This is a genomic window from Nocardioides pini, assembly GCF_026712185.1.
GTDB lineage: Bacteria > Actinomycetota > Actinomycetes > Propionibacteriales > Nocardioidaceae > Nocardioides > Nocardioides pini.
On record NZ_JAPPUX010000003.1, the window covers coordinates 440,157 to 464,014 of the forward strand.

Here is a 23,858-nt window from a genome sequence, read left to right on the forward strand (position 1 = left end):
TTTTCCCCACTTTGGGGTAGTCCGCACTCCTGACCTGCGACGATGCCGGTGCGTGGGCCGCGATCGACCGCGTTCGAGCCGACTGCCGCTTTGCCGTGGTCGCTCACCGGTAGCCATAGTGAGCCCCCAACCGACTCCCCCGACGGTCAGGCAGCCCCTATGTCCTCCTCGTTCCACCATGCCCCCACGCGCCCTCGCGCCCTCAGCGCGACCCTTTCGCTGGTCGTCCTGGCCGCACTCGTACTCAGCGGTTCGCTCGTCTCGCCGACGACGGCCCACCGATCCGATCTCGAGCCCGCGGTCCGCGTGGCTACCGGGGAGGTCGGACTCTTCGCCGAGTCCGAGCCTCGGGAGATGACCAAGGTCCGCAATCGGCGTCCCACGGAGATCGGCCTCCAGTTCGTCGCTGCCACCGCCGGAAGCGTGAGCGGTGCGCAGGTCTACAAGGTCGCGCGGGCTCCAGGAGCGACACCTCGGCGTGCGTCGTTGTGGAACGCGCGCGGCAAGCGCCTCGCGAGCGTCGAGGTCACCCCCCATGACGGCAAGGGCTGGGTGACGGTCCGGTTCGCGTCGCCTGTCAGGGTGCGTGCCAATAGGACCTACACGGTGTCGGTTTTCGCTCCGAAGGGCCGTTACGCCATGACCGAGCGAGGTCTGCGGAAGGCTCGAGTCCGCGGTGATCTCCGCACGGGGCAGACGCGGCTGGGCGTCCGCCGGCACGGCGCGAAGTCTCGCTTCCCGACGAAGACGTGGCGCAAGTCCAACTACTGGGTCGACGTCCTGTTCGTGCCGGCCAGCACGGCGACCGACCCGACCGAACCGACCGTCCCGCCGGACCCGACCAACACCGCATGGCCCAACGCCGACAACACCGGGGTCCCGGCAGGTACGACGCTGACGCCGTACACGGGTCCCATGACGATCCAGACACCCGGCACCGTCATCGACGCCAAGCAGATCAATGGCTTTCTCGACATCCTGGCGCCCAACGTGACCGTCTCGCGCTCGTCGATCGTCGGCAACGTGCGCATCAGCGAAGACGCCAGCCTCACCATCACCGACACCGACATCAATGCCGGTGACGAGGCGGGCACCGGGCTGGAGGCGCACAACTTCACGGCCACCCGTGTGCACGTAGTTGGGGGGAGCAGGTCGATGTCGTGCGTGTCGAACTGCACTATCCGCGACTCCTACGTGCACGGCCAGATGACCGACGAGACCGGGGTGCACCACGAGTCGGGCATCCGGATGGAGCAGAACACGACCTTGATCCACAACACGATCACCTGCGACGCACCGGCCGTCCCGCCGGACGCGGGCTGCTCGGCCGGACTGACCGGTTACGGCGACTTCGCCGCCGTGCGCGACAACCTGATCCAGAACAACCTCTTCCTCCCCTCCACTGGGGCGACGTGCGCCTACGGCGGGGCCTCCGGTGGCAAGCCCTACTCCGACGCCACGGCGAACATCAGGTTCGTCGACAACGTCTTCACGCGCGGCACCGAGACCGGGAACTGCGGAATCTGGTGGCCCATCACGGACTACGACGAGGACGCTCCGGGCAACCAGTGGACGGGCAACGTCTGGGAGGACGGAACCCCCATCACTCCCTGATCGGCGAGACCGCTGCCCCGGAGACCCTCGAAATTCGGGACGTGCGAACCCGCGCGCGCTCCTACGATGGGGCCATGCAACAGGGGGTGCTGGTCCTATCGCGCGGTCGCGCGCCGTCCAACGTGATTGACGTGTGGGCGGCACTCAGCGAGATCGGCATCACGGACGCCGTCGTCGAGGAGCACGGCTCCCTGGTCACGGCTGCCTGGGGTGACCTGGGGACGGTGGTTGACGAGTGCCTGATGCTCAGTCGCGGCCCGCGGCGACGAGAGCGCGACGCTTCGCCCCGGGATATCGCCAGCCTCATCGCCCGCAGGGACACCACCGCACTGGGCGAGCTGTTGCCCCCCTTCGCGGCCATGAGGACCGGACCGGGGCACGAGGAGGCAGCCGCCGTCACAGACGCGCTGGGCTTTCGTCACCTCTATCACTCAGAGGGCAGGGCGGGGGCGGCTGTGAGCACGTCTGCCCGGCTCCTGGCCGTGCTGGGCGGGCACGGGGTTGACCGCGATTCGGTGTCACTGCAGAGCCTGGTCGGCTGGCAGGTCGGTCAGTGGACCCTGTTCGACGGGGTCACCAAGCTCGGCGCCGGCGCCCTTGCCCACCTGCAGGGTGGGCGGCTCACGATCCACGGCGGGCACCGTCCGGACCCCGAACGTCTCTCGCTGGACGACGCGGTCGAGCGGGCGGCTCACGTGCTCCGTGCGAACCTCACCGCCTACCTCGCCGACCATCCAGGCGCCACCCTCCAGCTCACGGGTGGCCAGGACTCCCGCATCCTGCTGAGCGCCATCCCGCCGGAACTCCGTCGCGGCCTCACGGCCGTGACGCTGGCCGTGCCCGGGAGCGAAGACGTGGGCCTCGCGGCGCAGATCTGCGCCAGGACGGGGACACGTCACCAGGTCGAGGCGCTGGACAGCCTCGAGGGCCTCGACCCGGGGGTTGCCTACGACCTGTGCGTAGCGTCGAGCGCACGACTCGAGGGCATGGCCGATCCGCTCGCACTTGCGGCGCTCACCGTGGCCGAGAGGCGCTTGGACCAAGGCCACCGGATCGCGGGGCTCGGCGGGGAGGTGGCCAGGGGCTTCTACTACCTGGGTCGTCCCCGGGACCCGTCGGTCACCCGAGCCCGGGTGGCGCGGCTGGCCGGCTGGCGCATGTTCGCCAACGAGTCCGTCGATCCCGCATCGGTCGATCCGACGCTTCGCGAGGGTGCGCGTGAGCGGGCCGTCGACCGCATCCACGGGTTGATGGCAGCGACCGGGAAGGACTGGCTCGACGCGACTGACGATTTCTACCTCTTGCAGCGGATGCAGAGGTGGGCAGGTGTCACTGACACGGCCATCTGCATGGACCGTTCCGTCGTCAACCCGATGCTCGATGACCGGTTCATCGCCATCGCGCAGGGGATGTCGCCTGACAGCAAGCGGAACTCGTTGTTCCTGGGTCGGCTCCAGATGGCATTGGACGAGGAGCTGGGGCGCATACCGCTGAACGGCCGCCCCCCGCCGGAAGCCTACGCCTATCCCAACCTGTCCGACCGCCTGCGAGGAGCGCGGACGCTTGCGCAGAAGGCGTCGAGCAAGGCCCGACAGCGGCTCTCGCGGTCGACCCGTCCACCGGCGGGAGGGGCGGTACTGGCCGGCAAGGTCGTGCAGCACTGGCGGGCGAATCCGGAGGTGCTCGATGCGGCGCGGAACCAGCGAGTGCTCGACGATGCTTGGATTGACCGCCTGGTCGCTGGCGAAGTTGACCCAGATCCCAGCACGGTGGCCTTCATCCTCAACGTCTCCTGTCTACCGAGCCCTCGCACGACTGCATCGCCGGACTGAGCGCACCTGCCGACCTCGTCTTTCCTAGCGCACGACGGTTGCCGACCAAGCCTGCTCGATCAGCAGCTGTGGGGTCGCGTCGGGCGTCGTGTCGACCGCCCAGGTGTCGGTGACGCCGGGCTCGTCGGCGCGGGGCATCCCGTAGATCAGGGTGTCGTCGTCGAGCCACTCCACCTGGTCGTCGAGGCCCCGCGGCCCGGACTCGAGGAGCGTGCGCTCATCCGTCGCGAGGTCCTGCACGGCGACCTGCCACACGACGCGACGCCCCGGGTCGACGTCGACCTTGAAGGCGACCCGGGTCCCGCCGGGCGAGAGCGACGGGCACTCGGCGTCCGGGGACACCGTGGTCAGCGTGCGGTCGTCGAGGTCCCCCTCGACGAGCCACGTCCGGCCGCCGGTCGCGACGGTGGCGTAGAACGTCTCGTCGTCGGCGAAGGTGACGCCCCACACGTTGCGGTCGACGGGGTCGACCTCGCGGCCGTCGATGACCAGCTGGAACTTCTCCAGGTTGCCCCACCGCTCGCCCCCGCCGAACTCGTGCACCTCGGTGGCCGTGGAGAAGCCGGTCGACATGTAGGAGTGGCCGGCGACGAACACCGTCGTCGCCACGAGCGTCCCGTCCGGGCTCAGCCGGGTGCGGCTCGGGATGCCCGGGAGGTCGTTGGTCGCCACCTGCTTCCAGTCGGGGTCGAGCTCGAATCCCTCGTACTTCGCGGCGACGCCCTCGTCGGTGACCAGGCACGAGGCGCCCTCGGGACGCGCCGCGACCCGGTCACAGGAGACACCGGTGAACGCTCGGGGGCCACCCGGGTCGTCCAGCGGCACCACGGCCACGATGCCGTACTGGTTGTCGATCCCGGTGTGGCGGAACACGATCCGCGGGCCGCCGGTCACCTCGGTGATGGGCGCCTGCTCGGCCTCGGGCTCGGCCGCCCGCTCGGCGGTCACCTCGCGCCGCTCGACGACGACGTAGGCGGTCGCCGCGACGGCGATCGCCACCACGACCGCGGCGAAGGCCAGCACGCGGACCCGGGTGCTCACGAGGTGACCGCGGCGCCGTCGAGGCGCGTGATCCGGGTGGCAGCCGCGACGACCGCGAGCGCCAGCAGCGCGGCGACGGTCGCCATGGCCGCCGTCGGGCCGAGCAGCAGCCACAGCACGCCGAACCCCGCGGAGGCGAGCATCCGGGCGAGCGCCACCACCGTCTGGGCGGCGGCGATGCCGCTGGACCGCGCCTGGACGGGGACGAGACGGCCCGCGACGGCGGCGATGACGCCGTCGGTGGCGGCGTAGAAGGCGCCCAGGAGGACCAGCGTGCCGACGGTGGCGGCAGTGGTCGAGGTCGGCAGGACGGCGCACAGGTAGGCGCCGACGAGGGCGAGGTGGCCCACGACCAGCGTCCGGGCCCGCCCGACGCGGTCGGCCAGGCGGCCGACCGGCACGGCCAGCAGCAGGTAGGCGACGTTGGTGCCGACGTAGAAGAGCGGGAACCAGGCCACGTTGACGCCGCCGTGGTCGAGCAGCGCGAGGTAGATGAACCCGTCGCCGATCGTCAGCAGGCCGAGGACGCCCGCGACGGCGAGCAGCGGGCGCAGCCGCCTGTCGGTCAGGTCGCGCCACCGGAACGGCGGCGGCGTCGGTCCGCTCGCCTCGGCGCGGTCGCGTCGGGCGCGGACGTCGGGCCCGAGCAGGCCGAGGAGGGCCACCCCGGCGATCGCGAAGGCGAGGGAGACCACGAGCACCACGGAGTAGCCGCCGGGCACGAGCCACAGCAGGCCGAAGGCGATGAGGGGCCCGAGCGCCGCGCCGATGGTGTCGAGCATCCGGTGCACCCCGAAGGCACGGCCGAGGTGCTCGGTGGGGGTCGCGGTGCTGATCATGGCGTCGCGGGGCGCCGTGCGGATGCCCTTGCCGATCCGGTCGGCGGTGACGACGGCGGCGATCCCGGCGGCACCGGACGCGAACAGCAGGAACACGCGTGCGACCGCGGAGAGCCCGTAGCCGAGGAACGCGACCCACTTGGGGCGGTCCGAGGCGTCGGCCAGCCAGCCCCCGCCGAGGCGGACCAGCGCACTGACGCCCTGGTAGAGGCCGTCGATGAGGCCGTACGCCACCGGCGTGAGGCCGACGACCGCGGTGAGGTAGAGCGGGAGGATCGCCGAGACCGACTCCGACGACACGTCGGTGAGCAGGGAGACGATCCCGAGCGTGATGACGACCCGGCCCACGGGGGGCCGGGTCGAGGTCGCGCCGCGGGTGGTGGTGCCGGCTGCCGGCCGGTCGCGGACGGAGATGTACATCCCGCTCACCCGTCCGCGGCGCGCAGCGAGGCGTGGACGGCGTAGCTCGTCCGGGAGCCCTGCGGGGTGACGGTCACCGTCACGACGCTGTCGCCGCGGCGGAACGCCGCCGCACGGGAGCCGGCGACGCTCGGCGGGGCCGCCGTCTCGTCCAGGCCGCGGCGGGCGAGACGGGTGCGGTAGGCGAGCAGGACCTGGTCCGCCGAGAGGGACGTCGTCGCCACCAGCCCGACCTGCAGCCGATCACCCGTCGGCGAGAGGCTGCTGCTCTGCACGCGTGCGGCCCGGGTCGGGCGGAGGGCGTCGGGGAACTGCCGCACCAGCCGGCCCTCCGCGCTGGCGCCCCGGGGGAGCGGCGTCGTGACGAGCGGCGCGGGGTTCGTCGGGGCGAGCAGCTCCGAGAGGCTGGACACGGGGGACTCCGGCGCCTCGGGCATCTCGAGCGCGGGCGCCGAGCCCGGCGCGGTCCCGTCGCCGTCGGAGCCGTCGGAGCCGTCGGTGGTGGAGTCGCTGGTCGCGTCATCGGGTCCGGCGGACTCGCTTCCTCCGGGCTGCGGTGCTCCCTTGCCGCCCGACGCCCCGTTCCGCGCTCGGTCCCGGCCCGAGCCGGGTCCGTCGGAGGGGTTCCCGGGCGACGGCGACTCGGTGGTGGCGGCGGAGGACGCGGCCGGGGTGGCTGCGTCCGGGGACGCCTCGTCGGCGCCGCAGCCGCCCAGGAGAAGGCTGGCCACGACGCCGATCACGGCGACCCGCACAGGACTGCTGTTCATCTGATGCTCGACCCCCACGGTCGTTGACGAGACGGTGCCCGCGCGCTCAGTATGCGCCGCGATGACCGAGCACCGCTCGCACCGTGCGGACGAGGATCGAGAGGTCGTGGCGCAGCGACCAGTTCTCGACGTACTTCAGGTCGAGCCGCACCGACTCGGCCCAGGTCAGGTCCGAGCGGCCCGACACCTGCCAGAGGCCCGTCACGCCCGGCTTGACCACGAGCCGGCGTCGCGGGTCGATGTCGTAGGCGGCGACCTCGCACGGCAGGGCCGGACGGGGACCCACGAGGGACATGTCGCCGCGGACCACGTTCCACAGCTGGGGCAGCTCGTCGAGCGAGTAGCGGCGCAGCTTGCTGCCCAGCGGGGTGATCCGCGGGTCCTGGGCGATCTTGAACAGGACGCCGTCCTTCTCGTTGTCATCGGCCAGCGCGAGGCGCGCTTCCTCGGCGTCGACGCTCATCGAGCGCAGCTTGAGCATGGTGAAGGGGACGCCGTCGCGCCCGATCCGCTCCTGGCGGAAGAACGCTGGCCCCGGGGACTCCATCCGGATGGCCACGGCGAGGGCGGCGAGCACCGGGAGGGTGAGGACCAGCGCCCCGAGTGCGACGACCCGCTCGACCAGGTCCTTCACGAGCCTGCGCGGCCCGCGCAGCGTGGGCTTGCCGACGTGGAGCACGCCGAGCCCGGCGGTCGACATCACCCGGGTGCGCTGCGGCTCGACGTCCAGCAGGCCCGTGCCGAGGAAGAGCTCGGTGCCCAGGCCGGCCAGCGACCAGTGCAGCCTGCGCACCTCGGCGGGCGACAGCTTCGCGCCCGGCAGGACCACCAGGGCGTCGGCACCGTGGTCGTGGGCAGCGGTCGAGGACGCCTGGAGGCCCACGTAGACCGGCACGTCGCCGTCGACCGGGGTCTTGGACGCGCGGCTGAGGCAGACGGCGACGACCTCGTGGGTGCCGCTCGCCCGCAGGTGTGCCACCGCCTCGCGGACGTCGCGGGACCGGCCGGCCAGCACGACGCGCGGCAGCGGACGGCGTACGCCGGCCACGAACGGCAGGCCGCTGGCGACGGTGAAGCCGGCGACGAGCGTGGCGAGGGCCAGCGGGTCCGCGTGCCAGAGCAGAGGGGAGACGGCCAGGGTGAGCACGGCCGTGCGGGCGCCGGCCCCGAGGACCACGGCGGCCCGGGCGGCCCGGGACTGGCCGAGCGCCTGACGGCGGTAGCGGCCGGAGACGGCGAGGATCGGCGGCCACGCGAGGGCCGTCGCGAGGGCGGCCGGCAGCTCGAGCCGGCCCTGGGACACGGACAGGACGGCGAGCCCGAGCGCGAGCACCAGGTCGAGGACGACCGTCGGCCACGTCGGCGCCGACCGGGTGGCCCTCCGCTGCGGGAGCTCGGGCACGGCCGGCGAGTCGACCGGCGGTTCGACCGGCTCCGGGAGCGGAGCCGGCGCGGGTGCGGCGGGGCTGACGGGCGGCAGGGTGATGACCCCTCGCGGGCGGGGGATCTGCCTGTCGAGCAGGGCACCCTCCGCGGCGACGACGTCGACCACCATGTCGGCCACGTCGGTCACCGGGTCGGGCGCCGCGACGGGCACCACCCCGGACACCGTGTCGGTCACGACCTGCGTCATTCCCATCAACCCCCCTTCGAGGCACCGCCCAAGGCGCCCCGTTGCTGACCTTGCAGCGAGCCTAGGAACACCCCTCCGGAGGGGCATGCCGCAAATGAGCGAAAGCCGTGCAGGCCCGGGAGATACCCATTCAGAGGGATGGGCAGTCCAGCCGCGGCGGACCTACCCTCGAAGAGGTGCACCAAGCACTGGTTCACACTTCTCGGGCCAGCCCCGCACTGGCCGCCTCCAGGTGGCCGCTGGCGTGACGCGGAACCCCACGCTTCGTCACCCGGAACCCGATGTGAACCAGTGGGCGGCGGTCGAGGTCCCCCTCCTCGGCCGCCGCGTTCCACGTCCGCGCCGTGGCGCCTGATCGGTGCCTTCACCACGGCGCCGAGCTGGTCTCGGCTCAGGCGCCGACCTTCCAGCCGACCTGGTTGGCCATGCCGACGGCCGCGAGCTGCGAGGAGACCTCGAGCTTGCCGAGGATCGACTTCACCTGGGTGCGGACCGTCGCCTCCGACACCACGCTGTCCTGGGCGATCGCGCGCACGGTGCGCCCCTCGATGAGGGCGCCCAGCACCTGGCGCTCGCGCGGGGTGAGCAGGTCGAGCCGGCGGCGGACGTCGTCGTGGGCCTGCCGGTCGCGGGCCCACGCCTCGAGCAGCGACTCGAGCTCCTCGCGGGTGACCACCGGCAGCCCCTGGTGGAGCCGCCGCACGGTGGCGAGCGCCTGCTGCAGGGCGCCGGTCTTCGACAGCACCTTGCGCGCTCCGAGCCGCATGCACGCGCCCCAGCGACCGACGTCGTCCGACGCCGTCAGGACCACGACGTTGGCGTTGGCCCGGGCCAGCGGCGCGACGAGGTTCATCCCGTCGCCGAACCGGCCGAGGTCGAGGTCGAGCAGCACCGTGCGGGGGTTGGCCCGCAGCGCGAGCGACCGCAGGGTGGCCATCGACCCGCCCTCGTCGGGCGGCTCCAGACGTCGTACGTCGTAGCCCTCCAGCGAGAGGGCGAGCTCGAGCGACTCCGCGAAGAGCACGTGGTCGTCGATGATCAGGACCCGGTGCTCAGCCCGTGACGCGCCAGGCACGGCCGTCCTCCATCGTCCGTCGCGGTGCGGGAAGCCGGGTCACGCCGAGGTCGTTCTCGGTCGAGCGGCGGGCCGCGGGGAGGGAGATGACGAACGACGACCCCGCGCCGTCCCGGTCGGCCAGCCGCAGCGAGCCGCCGGCCTCGGTCATCAGCCGCTGGGCCACGTTGAGCCCGATGCCCTCGCCCATCGACTCGGTGCCGCGCTTGCCCCACTCGAAGATCTGCCCCTGCTGCTCGCGGGGGATCCCGCGGCCGAAGTCGGTCACCGTGATGTCGACGGTCTCCTCGTCGCGCCGCATCACCTCCACCACGCTCTCGTCGGTGCCACCGTGCTTGGCAGCGTTGTCGACGAGGATGTTGAGCACCTCGGCGAGGGCGTCGAACGGAGCCCGGACGACGTCGCCGGTGGAGTGCAGCTCGACGCGGCGACCCTTGAGCCGCTGCAGGTCGAGGATCTGGGTCAGGGCGTCGTCGAGGCGCAGGTCGGTGGTCTGCGCGCCGGTGCCGGTGAGCATGCGCTCCATCCGGTCGAGCTCGCGCCGCAGCGACGCCCACAGCCGCTCGCGCACCTCGCTGGGGAGGTCCTCACGGTCGAGGAGTGCTGACCCGCTCACGAGCCCGGCGATCGTGCTCCGCAGCTCGTGGAGCCGCTCGCGCTCCTCGCGGCCGGCGTTGACGAGCACGTGCTCGAAGGAGTCGATGCGCCGCCGCTCCTCCTCGAGGGTCCGGCGCAGCGCGGCCCAGGCGATGCCGAGCCAGGCGGCACCGACAGCCGTGCGGGCGAGCCACAGGGCGGCGTCGACGTTGCCGCCGGCGAGCCCGGACGGCGGGACCAGCTGGCCGAGGACGACCACGCCGACCGTGACGAGCAGCAGGGCGCTGACCGGCCGGGACGCGGCGCGCTGCTGCAGCACCAGGACCGCGGCGAGCAGGTGGGTGCACAGGAGCACCCCGATGAGGAGCTGCATGATCGTCGACGGTGGCTGGACCCGCGGGAACTGGAGCAGCAGGTGGCCTGCTGCCACGAGTCCCAGCCCGAGGCCGATGACGAACGTCTCGTCGACGACGCGCCGGACGCGCTCGGGAGCCAGGAGCGGGACGACCACCCCGAGCATCCCGGCCATGCCGACCGCCAGCATCAGCAGCTGCACGGCCAAGCCTCGCGGCGGCGTGCTGTGCAGCGCGATGAGCGTGACGACCAGGGCCTGGGCGGCCACGAGTGCACCCGTCGCCGCGATCCAGCCCGCCCTGCCCGCGTGCTTGCGCCACGTGACGAGCGCGGTGCAGCCGGCGGCGGCGACGAAGACGCCGCTGACGACCCCCTGTCCCAGCGACGGCACCGTCGACGCCGACGGCGGCGACCACCATGCGTGGTCTGTCCCCGATCCGATCCACACCAGGACGAGGAACGAGGCGAGCCCCATCACTCCCGTCCGGCACCTGTGGCGCAGATCCCCCCTGCAGAACCCCAACATCTCCTGCTTCCCCCCTGCAATACAGCTCAAGTTGTCGTCGAGACGTGCCGGCTGCCTCCCAAAGCTGCCGAGCACGACGTGCATCTGATGTGCGAGCCAGGCTCTCGGCTGAGAGTGCAACTCACGGTGCGGGGGGTCCAATGATTCTGTGGTCGTACCGCAAATAGGGCAAAGGCGGTCTGGTCCGCCGTTCGCAGGACTCTTGGAGGCTTCGTCAAGGAGCCCCTCAGGTCGCCCCCAGCGGGGCTTGAGCATGCGGCGATTTCCCCTCAAGGTGGTAGGCGCCGCTCGTGGTCACCCGTGGGTCCGGAAGGCGGGGGCGCGTCGCGTCCCCAAATATGTGCACGTTCGCCAAAGGGTCGACGTGCCGGGGCCTCGGGCGGACAGGCTGTGCGTGCCGGCAAGCGGGAGGAGGCTTCATGAGCGTGCCAGGTCCGGTCTGGGTGCTGTCCCCGCACCTCTTGGTCGCGCAGGCGGTCACGGCCGCGCTGCGCTCGGTCGGGGTGCCCGCCGAGACCCGGAGGTGGGAGTCCGTGGTCGACGAGGGCGGCTCTCCCGTTCCCGTGGCCTCCCGACCAGCGGTGGTCGTCGCCATCGTCGACGGGGTTGACAACTCCGCCGTCGTGGGCCATGTGGAGGCGCTCGCCCAGCCGGGCGACGCGCGGGTGGTGGTCGTGAGCTCCCCGGACACCTCGACCCAGTGGGGCGGCCTGCTGTCCAACGACGCCGTCGACGTGGTCACCGTGACGACCTCGGTCTCCCAGCTCGCCGACGTCGTCCACCGCCTCACTTCGGGCACCTCGTCGATGGACCCGGAGGAGCGAGCGGCCCTGCGCACCTCGTGGGCCATGGACCGCGACCGGCGCCGTCACGTGCGCGACCAGCTCGACTCGCTGTCGCCCCAGCAGAGGCGGGTGCTCGAGCTCCTCGCCTCCGGGCGACGGGTCGCGGAGGTCGGGGTCGAGATGGGGGTCGCCGAGGGGACCGTCCGCAGCCACGTCAAGGCCCTGCGCGCCAAGCTCGGGGCGTCGACGCAGCTCAAGGCGGTGGCGATGTACCACCAGGCCTACGACGCCCGGGGGGGCGCCGGCCTGGTGCCGCGACCCCGGGGGGCGGGTGAGGACCCGGGTGACGACCCGGGTGACCACCCGGGCCGCGACCGGAGCGGCGAGAAGGTGGGCGCCGGCCGTCGATAGGCTGCCGCCCATGATGGATCCCACCACGCTCGACGACCACGCCTTCGCCGTCTGGGCGGCCGAACGGGCCGGCTCGGTGCTCCTCGACGTACGCGCGGGCGCCGCGGCCGACGGCCTCGAGGGCAAGGCGCTCAAGGACGCCGGTGACGCCGCCGCGCAGGCCGAGCTCGACCGGATCCTGACCCAGCACCGTCCCGACGACAGCGTGCTGTCGGAGGAGGCGTCCGACGACAAGTCGCGCCTGACCGCGCGGCGCGTGTGGATCATCGACCCCCTCGACGGCACCCGGGAGTTCTCGGAGCCGCCGCGCGACGACTGGGCCGTGCACGTCGCCCTCTGGGAGGACGGCGAGCTCGTCGCGGGCGCGGTCGCGCAGCCCGCGCTGGGGGAGACGTTCAGCACCGGCCGGCCCAGCGTGGTGCCGCCGCGCACGTCGGAGCGTCCGCGCATCGCCGTCTCCCGGAGCCGCCCGCCCGCCTTCGTCGAGGCGCTCGCCGCCGAGCTCGACGCCGAGCTGGTGCCGATGGGCAGCGCGGGTGTGAAGGTGATGAGCGTGGTCCGCGACATCGCCGACGCCTACGTCCACGCCGGCGGGCAGTACCAGTGGGACAACGCCGCCCCGGTCGCGGTCGCCCGCGCCGCCGGCCTGCACTGCAGCCGCGTCGACGGCTCGCCGCTGGTCTACAACGAGGACGACACCTCGCTGCCCGACCTCATCGTCTGCCGTCCCGAGCTAGCCGACCAGATCGTCGACTTCGTCCGGCGCCACGGCACCGCCTGACGCGCTGGTCGCGGGCCGGGCTCAGTGGACGAGCTTGAGCCCGATGATGCAGCCGACCAGACCGGTCAGCAGCAGGGCCTTGACCACCGAGAACGCCTCGGTGCCGGTCAGCATCGCGACGACGACCGTCAGCACGGCGCCGATGCCGACCCAGACGGCGTACGACGTGCCGACCGGCAGCGTGCGCATGGCGTAGCCCAGGCCGCCCATGCTCAGCCCCAGCGCCACCAGGAAGGTCGCCGTCGGCACGGGGCGGGTGAGGCCGTCGGAGCGGCCGAGCGCGGTGGCCCACACGGCCTCCAGCACCCCGGACAGGACGAGCACGATCCACGACATGACGTCTCTCCTTCGTGGCCGTCTTGTCGCTCGCCGGGTACAGCTCCCTCGTCCGGGCGCCCGCGTCCGGGGCGCACCGCCACGATAACCGCTTGCGGGTGGACCTCCGCCTTGCCAGCGTGGCGCCATGACCTCCTTCGTCTCACACACCACCGTCGACTGCCACGACGCCTTCACGCTGTCGGAGTGGTGGAAGTCCCTGCTCGGCTACGTCGACGTCGAGGGCGACCCCAACGAGCCCGGCCACGAGGAGTGCGTGATCCTCGATCCCGACACGGGCCACAGCATCCTGTTCATCGAGGTGCCCGACGCCGAGCTCCCGGCGAAGCGGATCCACTTCGACCTGCGCCCGCGCGAGGGCAGCCGCGACGAGGAGATCGAGCGGGTCCGCGGCCTCGGGGCCGTCGAGATCGCCGACCAGCGCGGCACGCACGGCCCGGGCACCGGGTGGGTGGTGTTCGCCGACCCCGAGGGCAACCAGTTCTGCATCCTGCGCTCGCAGGCGGAGGTGGACGCGGGCCCACCCCCGCCCGCCTGAGCGCGACGTCGTACGACGTCCGGGTCAGCGCGTCACTGCGCGAGCGCGTAGGCCGCGCAGCCGATCAGCTCCATGCTGACGGTGAGCCGGTCCATGCTGATGTTCTTCTCGATGGTGTCCTCGGGCGAGTGGTAGGGCGGCTCGAGGAGGGCCGGCGTCTCCTCGCCGCGCCAGGAGAAGTTGGCCGAGGCGATCCCGACCTCCTGGAACGACTGGTGGTCGCTGGCGCCCCGCTGGGTCACCGGGGAGATCTGCGGGTCGTAGCCGAGGCGCTCGGCGGCCGCCGTGACCTGCTCGGTCGTGGCGTTGCCCGTGCCGGAGAACGACAGCTGCCAGTAGCGCGTCGCCGGGCTCCAGCTGGTGCCCACCATGTCGTTCTGGAAGACGCCGCGGATGCGGCCGCGATCGGCGGCCGACAGCTGGGCGACGTGGTGGCGCGAGCCGATGAGACCCTGCTCCTCAGAGCCCCACAGCGCCAGCCGGACCGTGGCGTCGCTCTTGCGCAGCCGGTTCAGGACGCGGGCGAGCTCGAGGGTCAGCACCGTCCCCGAGCCGTCGTCGTTCGCGCCGGGGGCGCCGATCACCGAGTCGTAGTGACCCGAGACGTAGACGAGCGGTGCGCCCGCGCCGGCGCGGCCGGGGATGTCGGCCAGCACGTTGTGGCTGGTGAGCCCGCGGTGGGAGGTGGTGCCGATCGTCAGGCGCAGCGGACGCACGGCCAGGTCCTCGCGCAGCAGCCGCTTCTGCACCTGGGCCACGCCGAGGACGGGGATGGTGGCAACGGCGGTCCACGGAGGCGGTGTGGACCCCGTGGTCGGCACCAGCCGCGGTGACGACGCGGAGGCGCGGCGCGGGTAGGCGAGGTCGGCCGGCAGCAGCACGACGGCGGCAGCGCCGCGGCGCTGCGCCTCCAGCACGAAGGCGGCACGCAGGTTGACGCGCGTCGCGGCGTCGGCGTCCTGGGCGTCGTCGGCGAGGACGACGGCCCCGGTCACCGCGGCCGGGTCGGCGGGCCATGCGGGTGCGGTGGCCGCCTTCACGTCCACCACGCGACCGGTGACGGGCGGGGCGTCGAGGCCCGCGTCCGGCGAGGCCCCGGCCTGCCAGCAGATGTCGTCGGGGAGCTGGCCGTCGGGGTCGCCGATGTCGGCGAGGAACTTGTCGGCGACGGCGAACGGCTCGAGGCGTACGTCGCGGCAGCCGGCGCTGCGCAGCGAGGTGAGCGCGAACTCCGCGGCCGCCTTCTCCGAGGCGGTGCCGCCGATGCGCGGCCCGATGCGCTCGGAGAGCACGCGGAGGTCGGCCAGCGCGCGCGAGGGGCGGATGCCCTGCACGACCTGGCGGTCGCGCACGGCGAGGGAGGGCCCGCGCACGGCGCCCGGGCGGGTCGCGTCGGCGGCCCAGGCGGGCTGGCCCGCCGCGACGACGGCGATGCCGCCGGCGGCGCCGGCGAGGAGCCTGCGACGGCTGAGGGCGCCCCGCTGGTCGGACGGCGGGGAGGTGGGCAGGGTGGACTGGTCGGATCCCGAGATGTGGTTCATGGCAGGCGAACCTATGTGTCCGCCTTGCGGACGGTAAAGGGTCGAAAGTCGCATCGGACGTGCGACGGCCCGGCGGAGCGGGTGCTCTGCCGGGCCGTGCGGACGTGCGTGGAGGTGCGGGGGTCAGGAGACCCAGGTGCGCCAGCCGAAGCCGTTGGCGAGGTACTTCGCGTCACCCTTGACCGTGAACGACCAGTACCAGGTGCCGCCGCGGCGGGGCAGCCGGACCTTGTACTTGCCCCGCTTGTCGGTCTTGATCGTCTTCCAGGTCTTGTAGCCCTTCTTCTCCTTCTTGGAGACCTTGATGACGATCTTCTTCTTCGCGTAGCTGGGCGTGACCTTGCCCTTGATCACGAAGCCGGAGCTGGGGCGGGTGATCTTGCGCGCGACGCCGACCGTGAAGGGCGCGGACTCGCTCGGCGTGTAGTTGTCCTGGTAGTTCGTCGTGGAGGTGAACCCGCTGTAGACGACCTTGTACTGGGTGTTCATCTGCGGCTTGACGTCGTAGAACGAGGCGTAGGTGTTCTCGGCCGTGGCGACCGGGACCCAGGCGCTCGAGCCGGCCTCCATCGCGAAGAGCGTGACGGTGCCCTCGGAGCCGCCGGGGGAGTAGCCGTCGGAGCTGGACAGGTCGACGGAGATGTAGAGGTCGTCGCCGTACTCGACCTGGGCGACGCTCGGCGTCGCGACGGTGGAGGTGGTCCAGGTGTCGGCCGCCTGGCTGGGCGCGGCGATGGTGATCGGCGCCAGGCCGAGCAGTCCGGCAGTGACGGTGCCGGCGATGAGACGAGTGGTGCGCATGTCCCCGTTGTTCCTCTCAGGAGAAGGTCTGGCCGCCCGGCAACGCCGGGCGTTGAGGTGGTGCTACCCCTGAGCCGCACGGGACAAACCCCTCGTCCCCCGCGCGCCCGCATGCGGCAGCCCCCGTAGACTTTCACCCTCCCCCACCTCCCGCTCATGTGGGGGCTCTTCCGCGTGCTCTCGAAGGGATCCCCGGTGCCGTCCACGCCCCTCGCCGCCGTCGCCCGGCGCGTCGTCGCCGCGCCCACCCTGGGTGGTGCGCTCGCTGATGCCGCGGTGCAGTCGTCCCTCGACCTCACCGGGCCGGGCGCCGTGCGGCCCTTCGTGGTGCACGGGCTCGTCGAGCGCGGGCGCACGGTCCTGGCCGTCACGGCGACCTCGCGGGAGGCGGAGGACCTCGTCGAGGAGCTCGCCGACCTCGTCGACCCCGACGTCGTCGCCTACTACCCGAGCTGGGAGACCCTGCCCCACGAGCGCCTCAGCCCTCGCAGCGACACGGTCGGACGGCGGCTGGCCGTGCTGCGGCGCCTGCGCCACCCCGGCACCGACGCTGCCAACGGCCCGCTCAAGGTCGTCGTCGCGCCGATCCGCAGCCTGCTGCAGCCCCAGGTCACCGGCCTCGCCGACATCGAGCCGGTCGAGCTCGCCCCCGGCGACACCCGGGCGCTGGACGACGTCGTGCGCGGTCTCGCCGGTGCGGCGTACACCCGCGTCGACATGGTCGAGCGGCGCGGCGAGTTCGCCGTCCGCGGCGGCATCGTCGACGTCTTCCCACCCACCGAGGAGCACCCGCTGCGGGTGGAGTTCTGGGGCGACGACGTGGAGGAGATCCGCTCCTTCTCCGTCGCCGACCAGCGCACCCTCGAGACGGTCGGCCGGCTGTGGGCCCCGCCGTGCCGCGAGCTGCTGCTCACCGACGACGTACGACGTCGTGCCGCCGAGCTCGGCCAGGCGCACCCGCAGCTGCTCGAGCTCACCGACAAGATGGCCGCCGGGATCGCCGTCGAGGGCATGGAGTCCCTCGCGCCGGCGCTGGTGGACTCGATGGAGCTGCTGGTCGACCTGATGCCGGCCGACACCACGGTCCTGGTCCTCGACCCCGAGCGCGCCCGCACCCGCGCCCACGACCTGGTCGCGACGAGCGAGGAGTTCCTCGGTGCGTCGTGGGCCGCGGCCGCCGGCGGCGGCACCGCGCCGATCGACCTCGGCGCGGCGTCCTACCGCGAGATCGCCGACGTCCGGCTGCACGCGCTCGGCCTCGGCCACGCCTGGTGGACGGTCAGCCCCTTCGGGATCGACACGAGCGACGTGCCGGTCGACGCCCGGACGGTCGGGGTGCCGAGCCGCACGCTGCCGACGCACCCCGCGGAGGCCTACCGCGGCGACCTCCAGCAGGCCGTGGACGACATCCGCGGCTGGGTCACCGACGGCCGCGACGTCGTCGTGGTGCACGCCGGGCACGGACCCGCCGAGCGGTTCGTCGAGCTGCTCGGCGAGAACGACATCGCCGCTCGCCTCGTCGAGGAGGGCGACACCGCCGGGCCCAACGTCGTCACCGTGACCTGCGGCCACCTCGTGCACGGCATCGTCGACGACGAGGCACGGGTCGCGGTCGTCACCGGCGACGACCTGTCGGGGCAGAAGGCGTCGACGCGCGACATGCGCAAGATGCCCGCGCGGCGCAAGAAGCAGATCGACCCGCTCGAGCTCAAGGCCGGCGACTACGTCGTGCACGAGCAGCACGGCGTGGGCCGCTTCGTGGAGATGAAGCAGCGCGAGATCGGCGGCGCGGTGCGCGAGTACCTCGTCCTGGAGTACGGCCCGAGCAAGCGCGGCGGCCCCAACGACATGCTCTACGTGCCGGCCGACACGCTCGACCAGGTCACCCGCTACGTCGGCGGCGAGAACCCCAGCCTCGACCGCCTCGGCGGTGGCGACTGGACCAAGCGCAAGAACAAGGCGCGCCGGGCGGTCCGCGAGATCGCGGCCGAGCTGATCAAGCTCTACGCCGCCCGCCAGGCCACGCGGGGCCACGCCTACGGCCCCGACACCCCGTGGCAGCGCGAGCTCGAGGACGCGTTCCCGTTCACCGAGACCGTCGACCAGCTCACCACCGTCGACGAGGTCAAGGCCGACATGCGCAGCGTCGTGCCGATGGACCGGCTCGTGTGCGGCGACGTCGGCTACGGCAAGACCGAGATCGCGGTGCGGGCGGCGTTCAAGGCGGTCCAGGAGGGCAAGCAGGTCGCCGTGCTGGTTCCCACGACGCTGCTCGTCACCCAGCACCTGTCGACGTTCTCGGAGCGGATGAGCGGGTTCCCGGTCGTCATCAAGGGCCTGTCGCGGTTCCAGACCGACAAGGAGGCCAAGGAGGTCGTCGCCGGCCTGGCCGACGGGTCGATCGACGTCGTCGTCGGCACCCACCGCCTGCTCAACCCCGACATCAAGGTCAAGGACCTCGGCCTCATCATCGTCGACGAGGAGCAGCGCTTCGGCGTCGAGCACAAGGAGCAGATGAAGCGGATGCGCACGTCGGTCGACGTGCTCTCGATGAGCGCGACGCCGATCCCGCGCACGCTCGAGATGGCGGTCACCGGCATCCGCGAGATGTCCACGATCACCACCCCGCCGGAGGAACGGCACCCGGTCCTCACCTACGTCGGCGCCTACGAGGACCGCCAGGTGGTCGCGGCCGTGCGTCGCGAGCTGCTGCGCGAGGGCCAGGTGTTCTACATCCACAACCGGGTGCAGTCGATCGAGAAGGCCGCCGCCCGGATCAAGGAGCTCGTGCCCGAGGCGCGGGTCGCGACCGCGCACGGCCAGATGAACGAGCGCCAGCTCGAGCAGGTGATGCTCGACTTCTGGGAGAAGCGGTTCGACGTGCTCGTCTGCACGACGCTGGTGGAGTCGGGCCTCGACGTGTCCAACGCCAACACCATGATCATCGAGCGCTCCGACACCCTCGGCCTCTCGCAGCTGCACCAGCTGCGCGGTCGCGTCGGCCGGTCGCGGGAGCGGGCGTACGCCTACTTCCTCTACCCGGCGGAGAAGCCGCTCACCGAGACCGCCCACGAGCGGCTCGCGACCCTGGCCCAGCACTCCGACCTGGGCGGCGGCATGGCCATCGCGATGAAGGACCTCGAGATCCGCGGCGCCGGCAACCTGCTCGGTGGCGAGCAGTCCGGTCACATCGCCGACGTCGGCTTCGACCTCTACGTCCGCCTCGTCGGCGAGGCGGTGGCCGACTTCAAGGGCGGAGCCGAGGAGGAGCTCGCCGAGGTCCGCATCGAGCTGCCGGTCGACGCGCACCTCCCGCACGACTACATCCCCAGCGAGCGGCTGCGCCTCGAGATCTACAAGCGGCTCGCCGAGGTGCGCACCGACGCCGACGTCGACGAGGTCCGCGCCGAGCTCCTCGACCGCTACGGCAACCCGCCCGAGGTCGTGGAGTCGCTGCTCGTCGTCGCGCGCTTCCGGGCCCGCTGCCGGCAGGCCGGCGTGAAGGAGGTGACGGTGGCGGGCAAGTACGTCCGGTTCGCGCCGGTCGACCTGCCCGAGTCGCGCGTCGTACGCCTCCAGCGGCTGCACCCGAAGAGCGTCGTCAAGGCGCCGGTCAGCACCATCCTCGTCCCGCGGCCGCAGGGGACCGGGTTCCCCGTGCGCCCGGTGGCGGGCGTGGCCCTGCTTGAATGGGCCCGCGCCGTGATCGACGATGTGGTCGACCCGCCCGCGCCCGCGCCGACCAAGGAGTGACCCCCGTGAGCAAGACCCGCCTGATGACGGCTGCGACGACGGCCCTCGCAGGACTGCTGCTGACCGGCTGCGGCAGCGCCAGTCCCGGCGTCGCGGTCAAGGTCGGCGACGAGGAGATCTCGACGCGCCACGTCGACGAGGTGACGGCGAACTACTGCACGGCCGTGGGCGAGCTCGAGTCCGCGGTGCCGATGGGCTTCGTGCGCCAGTACGTCGTGCAGCTGCTCACGCTGCGCTCGCAGGCCTCGCAGATCGCCGACGACTACGGCGTGGAGCCGGGCACGACCTACGCCAACGACGTCGCCCAGCGCAAGGGCACGGCGAGCACCCAGCCCGAGGAGGTCCAGGACGACTACGTCGAGCTGGCCTCCACCTCGGCCTACGCGCAGGACATCCTCGACCAGGTCGGCCGGATCGTCCTGGAGGACCAGGGCGTCACGGACCCGACCGCCGAGCAGACCACCCAGGCCGGCATCGACGTCTTCAACCAGTGGCCCAACACGCACACCCTCGAGGTCGACCCGCGCTTCGGGCTGCGCACCGTCGACGGCGTGCTGTCCCCGGTCGACACCAGCACCTCGGTCGCGGTCGGCGACACCGCCAAGGCGGGCCAGGCGACCGAGCCTGACCCGGCCTTCGCCGAGACGCTGCCGGTCAACCACCGCTGCGGCTGACGCCGTGACCGCCCCGACACCCGAGGGCTCGGCCCTGGAGGACTTCGCCGAGCAGATGCGGGTGCTCCGGCGCGAGTGCGCGTGGAAGCGGGAGCAGACCCACACCTCCCTGATCCCGTTCGTGCGCGAGGAGGCGGAGGAGGTCGTCGAGGCGATCGAGTCCGGCGACCCGGCGGCGCTGTGCGACGAGCTCGGCGACCTGCTGCTGCAGGTCGTCATCCACGCAGTGATCGCGGAGGAGGCCGGCGACTTCACCCTCGACGACGTCGCTCGCGGCGTCATCGCCAAGATGGAGCGCCGCAACCCCCACGTCTTCGGCGACGCGGTCGCGACCGACGCCGCCGAGGTGCTGCGGCTGTGGAACGCCGCGAAGGCCGCCGAGAAGGCCGAGAAGGCCCAGAAGGCCGAGAGGGCGACCGGGACGTCATGAGGATCGTCGGTCCGCACCGACGATCTCCGTGACGTCACCCCTGGTCGAGGGGTGCGATCGTCGCGTCCGGCGCGAAGACGCCGAGGTAGGCCTCGGTGACCGAGGGCCCGTCGTCGTAGGACGCCCTGGCCGGCAGCCGGATCCCGTCGGGCGGGCAGAAGTGCACCTCGCCCGCGGCGTCGATCTCCCAGGTCGTGGGATGGGCTCGCCACTCGGACGGTGACGCACCGAGCTCGCGGCGGAACGCGCGGACGAACACGTCGTAGCCGCGGAAGCCGCACTCGGCGGCGATGTCGCGGAGCGGGCGATCGGTCTCCCGGGCCAGCCATGCCGCACGCTCGAGGAGGAGCCGGTCCCGGAACCTCGCCGGCGACTCACCGGCCATCGCGAGCCGCAGCCGCGCGGCGTCCGGGTCGGCCAGGTCGTCGACGGCGGCCGTGGCGCGGTCGACGTAGGCCCTCAGGTGGTCGGCAGGTCCTGGCTGGGGAGTCGGCACCCGGCGGACGCTAGCCGCCCGCACGGACACCCCGGCGACGTGGGCGTACGACGTGGCTAGGCTGGCTGCCGACCCGAGACGTCCCCCTTCAGGAGCTCTGACATGTCGATCATCGCTGCAGTCGGTGCCCGCGAAATCCTCGATTCGCGCGGCAACCCCACCGTCGAGGTGGAGGTGTTGCTCGAGGACGGCGCGTTCGGCCGTGCGGCCGTCCCCAGCGGCGCCTCGACCGGCGCCTTCGAGGCGGTGGAGCTGCGCGACGGTGGCAAGCGCTACCTGGGCAAGGGTGTGCAGAAGGCCGTCGGCGGCGTCGTCGACACCATCTCGGGCGCGATCATCGGCCTCGACGCCGACGACCAGCGCCTGGTCGACCAGACGATGCTCGACCTCGACGGCACCGCCAACAAGGCCAAGCTCGGCGCCAACGCGATCCTCGGCGTCTCGCTCGCCACCGCGAAGGCCGCCGCGGAGTCGGCCGGGCTGCCCCTGTTCCGCTACGTCGGCGGGCCCAACGCCCACCTGCTGCCCGTGCCGATGATGAACATCCTCAACGGCGGCGCGCACGCCGACTCCAACGTCGACGTGCAGGAGTTCATGATCGCGCCGATCGGCGCGCCGACCTTCCGCGAGGCGCTCCAGCAGGGTGCCGAGGTCTACCACGCGCTGAAGTCCGTGCTGAAGAAGAAGGGCCTGTCCACCGGCCTCGGCGACGAGGGCGGTTTCGCCCCCGACCTGGAGAGCAACCGCGCCGCGCTCGACCTGATCGCCGAGGCCGTCAAGGCCGCCGGCTTCAGCCTCGGCAAGGACATCGCGCTCGCGATGGACGTCGCGGCGAGCGAGTTCTTCGACAAGGGCTCCTACACCTTCGAGGGCAAGCAGGTGAAGACCGACGCGATGGTCGACTACTACGCCGACCTCGTCGCCAACTACCCCATCGTGTCCGTCGAGGATCCCCTCGACGAGGACGACTGGGAGGGCTGGAAGGCGATGACCGACGCGCTCGGGACCCGGACCCAGCTCGTGGGCGACGACCTCTTCGTCACCAACGTCGAGCGCCTGCAGCGCGGCATCGACGGTGGCCAGGCCAACGCGATGCTGGTCAAGGTCAACCAGATCGGCTCGCTCACCGAGACCCTCGACGCGGTCGAGCTCGCGCACCGCGCGGGCTTCCGCAACATGATGAGCCACCGCTCGGGCGAGACCGAGGACACCACGATCGCCGACCTGGCCGTGGCGACCAACTGCGGCCAGATCAAGACCGGCGCGCCGGCCCGCTCCGACCGGGTCGCGAAGTACAACCAGCTGCTCCGCATCGAGGACGAGCTGGGTGACGCGGCTCGCTACGCCGGCCGGGGTGCCTTCCCGCGATTCGGCGGCTGAAGCAGGCACACTTGCCGCATGCCTTCCCAGCGCCGCACTCCCCGGGCCGGGCCCGGCGGGTCGCGCGGACCGAGGCAGGGCACCAGCACGCACCCCGGCGCCCGCGGCTCACGACCGCGGGCGGCCGGGACGCGTACGACGTCCGCGCGCGCCACTGAGCCACTCGCCGCGGCGGCGCGTCCCGCCGCCCCGCGGAGCGCCGCACGTCGTCCCCGCCTCACCGGCCGGGCCGCCGTGCTGGTGCTGGTGCTCGCGGTGCTGACCGTGTCCTACGCCTCGTCGCTGCGCGCCTACCTGCAGCAGCGCTCGCACATCGGCGACCTCAAGACGCAGATCGCCGAGCGCGAGGCCAGCATCAACGACCTCGAGCGGGAGAAGAAGCGCTGGGACGACCCGGCCTACGTCAAGGCGCAGGCCCGGGCGCGCTTCGGCTACCTCATGCCCGGCGAGGCCGGCTTCGAGGTGATCGGCCCCGACGGCGAGCCGCTCGAGGCCCAGGCGTCCCTCAACGACCCCGACGACGTGATCAAGACCGTGCCCAAGGCGTGGTGGACCTCGGCGTGGGAGTCGATGGAGCTCGCCGGCAACCCACCCCCGCCCGACCAGGAGCCGGTCGACCTCGTCGACGGGACGAAGCAGTGAGCAACCGCAAGGACGACCACGCCGGCAACCACACGATCGACCCGGCCGACGAGGCCGCGATCCACGCACAGCTGGGGCGCCGGCCGCGTGGCATCGACTCCGTCGGCCACCGCTGCCCCTGCGGCAACCCCGACGTCGTGACGACCGAGCCGCGGCTGCCCAACGGCACGCCCTTCCCGACGACGTTCTACCTCACCTGCCCCCGCGCGGCCTCGCGCATCGGGACGCTGGAGGGCTCCGGCCTGATGAAGGAGATGCAGGAGCGGCTCGGCACCGACCCGGAGCTCGCGGCGGCCTACCGCGAGGCGCACGAGCGCTACCTCGCGTTCCGCGCCGAGGTGGGGGAGCGGGCCGGTCTCGACGTCCCCGAGATCGACGGCATCACCGCGGGCGGGATGCCCGACCGGGTCAAGTGCCTCCACGTCCTCGCCGGGCAGTCCCTCGCGATGGGGCGCGGGGTCAACCCGCTCGGCGACGAGGTGCTGGACCTGCTCGGCGACTGGTGGGCGTCGGGACCCTGCGTCGAGCGCTGACCGGACGTGCCCGGTCGGCACCGCCCAGCGCGAGGACGTGCCCGGTGGGCATGATG

Annotated in this window: 21 protein-coding genes and 1 riboswitch; of the genes, 11 read left to right on the plus strand and 10 right to left on the minus strand. The window is 72.5% G+C overall.

Features of this window, described 5'->3' with window-relative positions; translation table 11 throughout:
• Positions 1-42 precede the first annotated feature (42 nt).
• Complete coding sequence (locus tag NYO98_RS11860) at positions 43-1,614, plus strand: DUF4082 domain-containing protein (protein ID WP_268111927.1); 1,572 nt, start codon at positions 43-45, stop codon at positions 1,612-1,614.
• Positions 1,615-1,688: 74 nt separating this feature from the next.
• The gene (locus NYO98_RS11865) at positions 1,689-3,446 is read left to right on the plus strand and encodes a hypothetical protein (RefSeq protein WP_268111928.1); all 1,758 of its coding nucleotides are present in this window, start codon (positions 1,689-1,691) and stop codon (positions 3,444-3,446) included.
• Between the two features lie 24 nt (positions 3,447-3,470).
• On the opposite strand, the gene NYO98_RS11870 is transcribed toward NYO98_RS11865, so the two are convergent.
• The 6 genes from NYO98_RS11870 to NYO98_RS11895 form a co-directional block, all read right to left on the minus strand.
• Positions 3,471-4,487, minus strand: a complete 1,017-nt coding sequence (locus NYO98_RS11870) for a hypothetical protein (protein WP_268111929.1) — start codon at positions 4,485-4,487, stop codon at positions 3,471-3,473.
• Complete coding sequence (locus NYO98_RS11875) at positions 4,484-5,746, minus strand: MFS transporter (protein WP_268111931.1); 1,263 nt, start codon at positions 5,744-5,746, stop codon at positions 4,484-4,486. Before NYO98_RS11875 ends, NYO98_RS11870 begins: the two co-directional genes overlap by 4 nt.
• 5 nt (positions 5,747-5,751) lie before the next feature.
• Positions 5,752-6,516, minus strand: coding sequence for a hypothetical protein (locus tag NYO98_RS11880; protein ID WP_268111933.1), 765 nt, complete (start codon positions 6,514-6,516; stop codon positions 5,752-5,754).
• Positions 6,517-6,562: 46 nt separating this feature from the next.
• Positions 6,563-8,155 carry a sugar transferase gene (locus NYO98_RS11885; protein WP_268111934.1) on the minus strand — a complete coding sequence of 531 codons (1,593 nt, stop codon included), beginning with the start codon at positions 8,153-8,155 and terminating at the stop codon, positions 6,563-6,565.
• 385 nt (positions 8,156-8,540) lie between these two features.
• On the minus strand, positions 8,541-9,224 hold the full coding sequence (locus tag NYO98_RS11890) for a LuxR C-terminal-related transcriptional regulator (protein WP_268111936.1): 684 nt from the start codon (positions 9,222-9,224) through the stop codon (positions 8,541-8,543).
• Complete coding sequence (locus tag NYO98_RS11895; RefSeq protein WP_268111938.1) at positions 9,202-10,650, minus strand: sensor histidine kinase; 1,449 nt, start codon at positions 10,648-10,650, stop codon at positions 9,202-9,204. The genes NYO98_RS11890 and NYO98_RS11895 overlap by 23 nt, the downstream gene beginning before the upstream one ends.
• Positions 10,651-11,120: 470 nt before the next feature.
• Here NYO98_RS11895 and NYO98_RS11900 point away from each other — a divergent pair, with 470 nt between their 5' ends.
• Entirely contained in the window at positions 11,121-11,897 is a 777-nt protein-coding gene (locus NYO98_RS11900; protein ID WP_268111940.1) for a helix-turn-helix domain-containing protein, read from the plus strand.
• A 10-nt stretch (positions 11,898-11,907) separates the two neighbouring features.
• Positions 11,908-12,678, plus strand: a complete 771-nt coding sequence (locus NYO98_RS11905; protein WP_268111942.1) for a 3'(2'),5'-bisphosphate nucleotidase CysQ — start codon at positions 11,908-11,910, stop codon at positions 12,676-12,678.
• A 21-nt stretch (positions 12,679-12,699) separates the two neighbouring features.
• Here the strand turns inward: NYO98_RS11905 and NYO98_RS11910 are convergent, their stop codons facing one another.
• Positions 12,700-13,014 (minus strand): DMT family transporter, encoded by a 315-nt coding sequence (locus tag NYO98_RS11910; protein WP_268111944.1) that lies wholly within the window; start codon positions 13,012-13,014, stop codon positions 12,700-12,702.
• Between the two features lie 11 nt (positions 13,015-13,025).
• Positions 13,026-13,092: riboswitch (guanidine-III (ykkC-III) riboswitch) on the minus strand.
• Positions 13,093-13,141: 49 nt separating this feature from the next.
• On the opposite strand from NYO98_RS11910, the gene NYO98_RS11915 reads away from it, so the two are divergent.
• Positions 13,142-13,552: a VOC family protein gene (locus NYO98_RS11915; protein WP_268111946.1), complete on the plus strand. Its 411-nt coding sequence runs from the start codon at positions 13,142-13,144 to the stop codon at positions 13,550-13,552.
• A gap of 32 nt (positions 13,553-13,584) precedes the next feature.
• Here NYO98_RS11915 and NYO98_RS11920 read toward each other — a convergent pair whose 3' ends face one another.
• Both NYO98_RS11920 and NYO98_RS11925 read right to left on the minus strand, forming a co-directional pair.
• Positions 13,585-15,093, minus strand: a complete 1,509-nt coding sequence (locus NYO98_RS11920) for a M20/M25/M40 family metallo-hydrolase (RefSeq protein WP_268111948.1) — start codon at positions 15,091-15,093, stop codon at positions 13,585-13,587.
• A 123-nt stretch (positions 15,094-15,216) separates the two neighbouring features.
• Positions 15,217-15,894 (minus strand): hypothetical protein, encoded by a 678-nt coding sequence (locus NYO98_RS11925; RefSeq protein WP_268111949.1) that lies wholly within the window; start codon positions 15,892-15,894, stop codon positions 15,217-15,219.
• Positions 15,895-16,050: 156 nt separating this feature from the next.
• On the opposite strand from NYO98_RS11925, the gene mfd reads away from it, so the two are divergent.
• The 3 genes from mfd to NYO98_RS11940 are packed head-to-tail and all read left to right on the plus strand — an operon-like array spanning position 16,051 to position 20,751.
• Positions 16,051-19,647, plus strand: a complete 3,597-nt coding sequence (mfd, locus tag NYO98_RS11930; RefSeq protein ID WP_268111951.1) for a transcription-repair coupling factor — start codon at positions 16,051-16,053, stop codon at positions 19,645-19,647.
• Between the two features lie 5 nt (positions 19,648-19,652).
• On the plus strand, positions 19,653-20,321 hold the full coding sequence (locus NYO98_RS11935; protein WP_268111952.1) for a hypothetical protein: 669 nt from the start codon (positions 19,653-19,655) through the stop codon (positions 20,319-20,321).
• A gap of 4 nt (positions 20,322-20,325) precedes the next feature.
• Entirely contained in the window at positions 20,326-20,751 is a 426-nt protein-coding gene (locus NYO98_RS11940) for a MazG nucleotide pyrophosphohydrolase domain-containing protein (RefSeq protein ID WP_268111953.1), read from the plus strand.
• A 34-nt stretch (positions 20,752-20,785) separates the two neighbouring features.
• On the opposite strand, the gene NYO98_RS11945 is transcribed toward NYO98_RS11940, so the two are convergent.
• Positions 20,786-21,247: a helix-turn-helix domain-containing protein gene (locus tag NYO98_RS11945; RefSeq protein ID WP_268111954.1), complete on the minus strand. Its 462-nt coding sequence runs from the start codon at positions 21,245-21,247 to the stop codon at positions 20,786-20,788.
• A 102-nt stretch (positions 21,248-21,349) separates the two neighbouring features.
• Here NYO98_RS11945 and eno point away from each other — a divergent pair, with 102 nt between their 5' ends.
• Genes eno through NYO98_RS11960 form a run of 3 tightly spaced genes read left to right on the plus strand, consistent with a single transcriptional unit; the run spans position 21,350 to position 23,802 of the window.
• Positions 21,350-22,627, plus strand: coding sequence for a phosphopyruvate hydratase (gene eno, locus NYO98_RS11950; RefSeq protein WP_268111955.1), 1,278 nt, complete (start codon positions 21,350-21,352; stop codon positions 22,625-22,627).
• 18 nt (positions 22,628-22,645) lie between these two features.
• The gene (locus tag NYO98_RS11955) at positions 22,646-23,269 is read left to right on the plus strand and encodes an FtsB family cell division protein (protein WP_268111956.1); all 624 of its coding nucleotides are present in this window, start codon (positions 22,646-22,648) and stop codon (positions 23,267-23,269) included.
• Positions 23,270-23,304: 35 nt separating this feature from the next.
• The gene (locus NYO98_RS11960) at positions 23,305-23,802 is read left to right on the plus strand and encodes a DUF501 domain-containing protein (protein WP_268112218.1); all 498 of its coding nucleotides are present in this window, start codon (positions 23,305-23,307) and stop codon (positions 23,800-23,802) included.
• Positions 23,803-23,858 lie beyond the last annotated feature (56 nt).

Excerpts from the sequence above, each read along its gene's own strand:
- NYO98_RS11860 (WP_268111927.1), top strand. The coding sequence starts at position 43 with ATGCCGGTGCGTGGGCCGCGATCGACCGCGTTCGAGCCGACTGCCGCT.
- NYO98_RS11865 (WP_268111928.1), top strand. The coding sequence starts at position 1,689 with ATGCAACAGGGGGTGCTGGTCCTATCGCGCGGTCGCGCGCCGTCCAAC.
- NYO98_RS11875 (WP_268111931.1), bottom strand. The coding sequence starts at position 5,746 with ATGTACATCTCCGTCCGCGACCGGCCGGCAGCCGGCACCACCACCCGC.
- NYO98_RS11880 (WP_268111933.1), bottom strand. The coding sequence starts at position 6,516 with ATGAACAGCAGTCCTGTGCGGGTCGCCGTGATCGGCGTCGTGGCCAGC.
- NYO98_RS11885 (WP_268111934.1), bottom strand. The coding sequence starts at position 8,155 with ATGGGAATGACGCAGGTCGTGACCGACACGGTGTCCGGGGTGGTGCCC.
- NYO98_RS11895 (WP_268111938.1), bottom strand. The coding sequence starts at position 10,650 with ATGGGGCTCGCCTCGTTCCTCGTCCTGGTGTGGATCGGATCGGGGACA.
- NYO98_RS11900 (WP_268111940.1), top strand. The coding sequence starts at position 11,121 with ATGAGCGTGCCAGGTCCGGTCTGGGTGCTGTCCCCGCACCTCTTGGTC.
- NYO98_RS11905 (WP_268111942.1), top strand. The coding sequence starts at position 11,908 with ATGATGGATCCCACCACGCTCGACGACCACGCCTTCGCCGTCTGGGCG.
- NYO98_RS11910 (WP_268111944.1), bottom strand. The coding sequence starts at position 13,014 with ATGTCGTGGATCGTGCTCGTCCTGTCCGGGGTGCTGGAGGCCGTGTGG.
- NYO98_RS11915 (WP_268111946.1), top strand. The coding sequence starts at position 13,142 with ATGACCTCCTTCGTCTCACACACCACCGTCGACTGCCACGACGCCTTC.
- NYO98_RS11920 (WP_268111948.1), bottom strand. The coding sequence starts at position 15,093 with ATGAACCACATCTCGGGATCCGACCAGTCCACCCTGCCCACCTCCCCG.
- NYO98_RS11925 (WP_268111949.1), bottom strand. The coding sequence starts at position 15,894 with ATGCGCACCACTCGTCTCATCGCCGGCACCGTCACTGCCGGACTGCTC.
- mfd (WP_268111951.1), top strand. The coding sequence starts at position 16,051 with ATGTGGGGGCTCTTCCGCGTGCTCTCGAAGGGATCCCCGGTGCCGTCC.
- eno (WP_268111955.1), top strand. The coding sequence starts at position 21,350 with ATGTCGATCATCGCTGCAGTCGGTGCCCGCGAAATCCTCGATTCGCGC.
- NYO98_RS11955 (WP_268111956.1), top strand. The coding sequence starts at position 22,646 with ATGCCTTCCCAGCGCCGCACTCCCCGGGCCGGGCCCGGCGGGTCGCGC.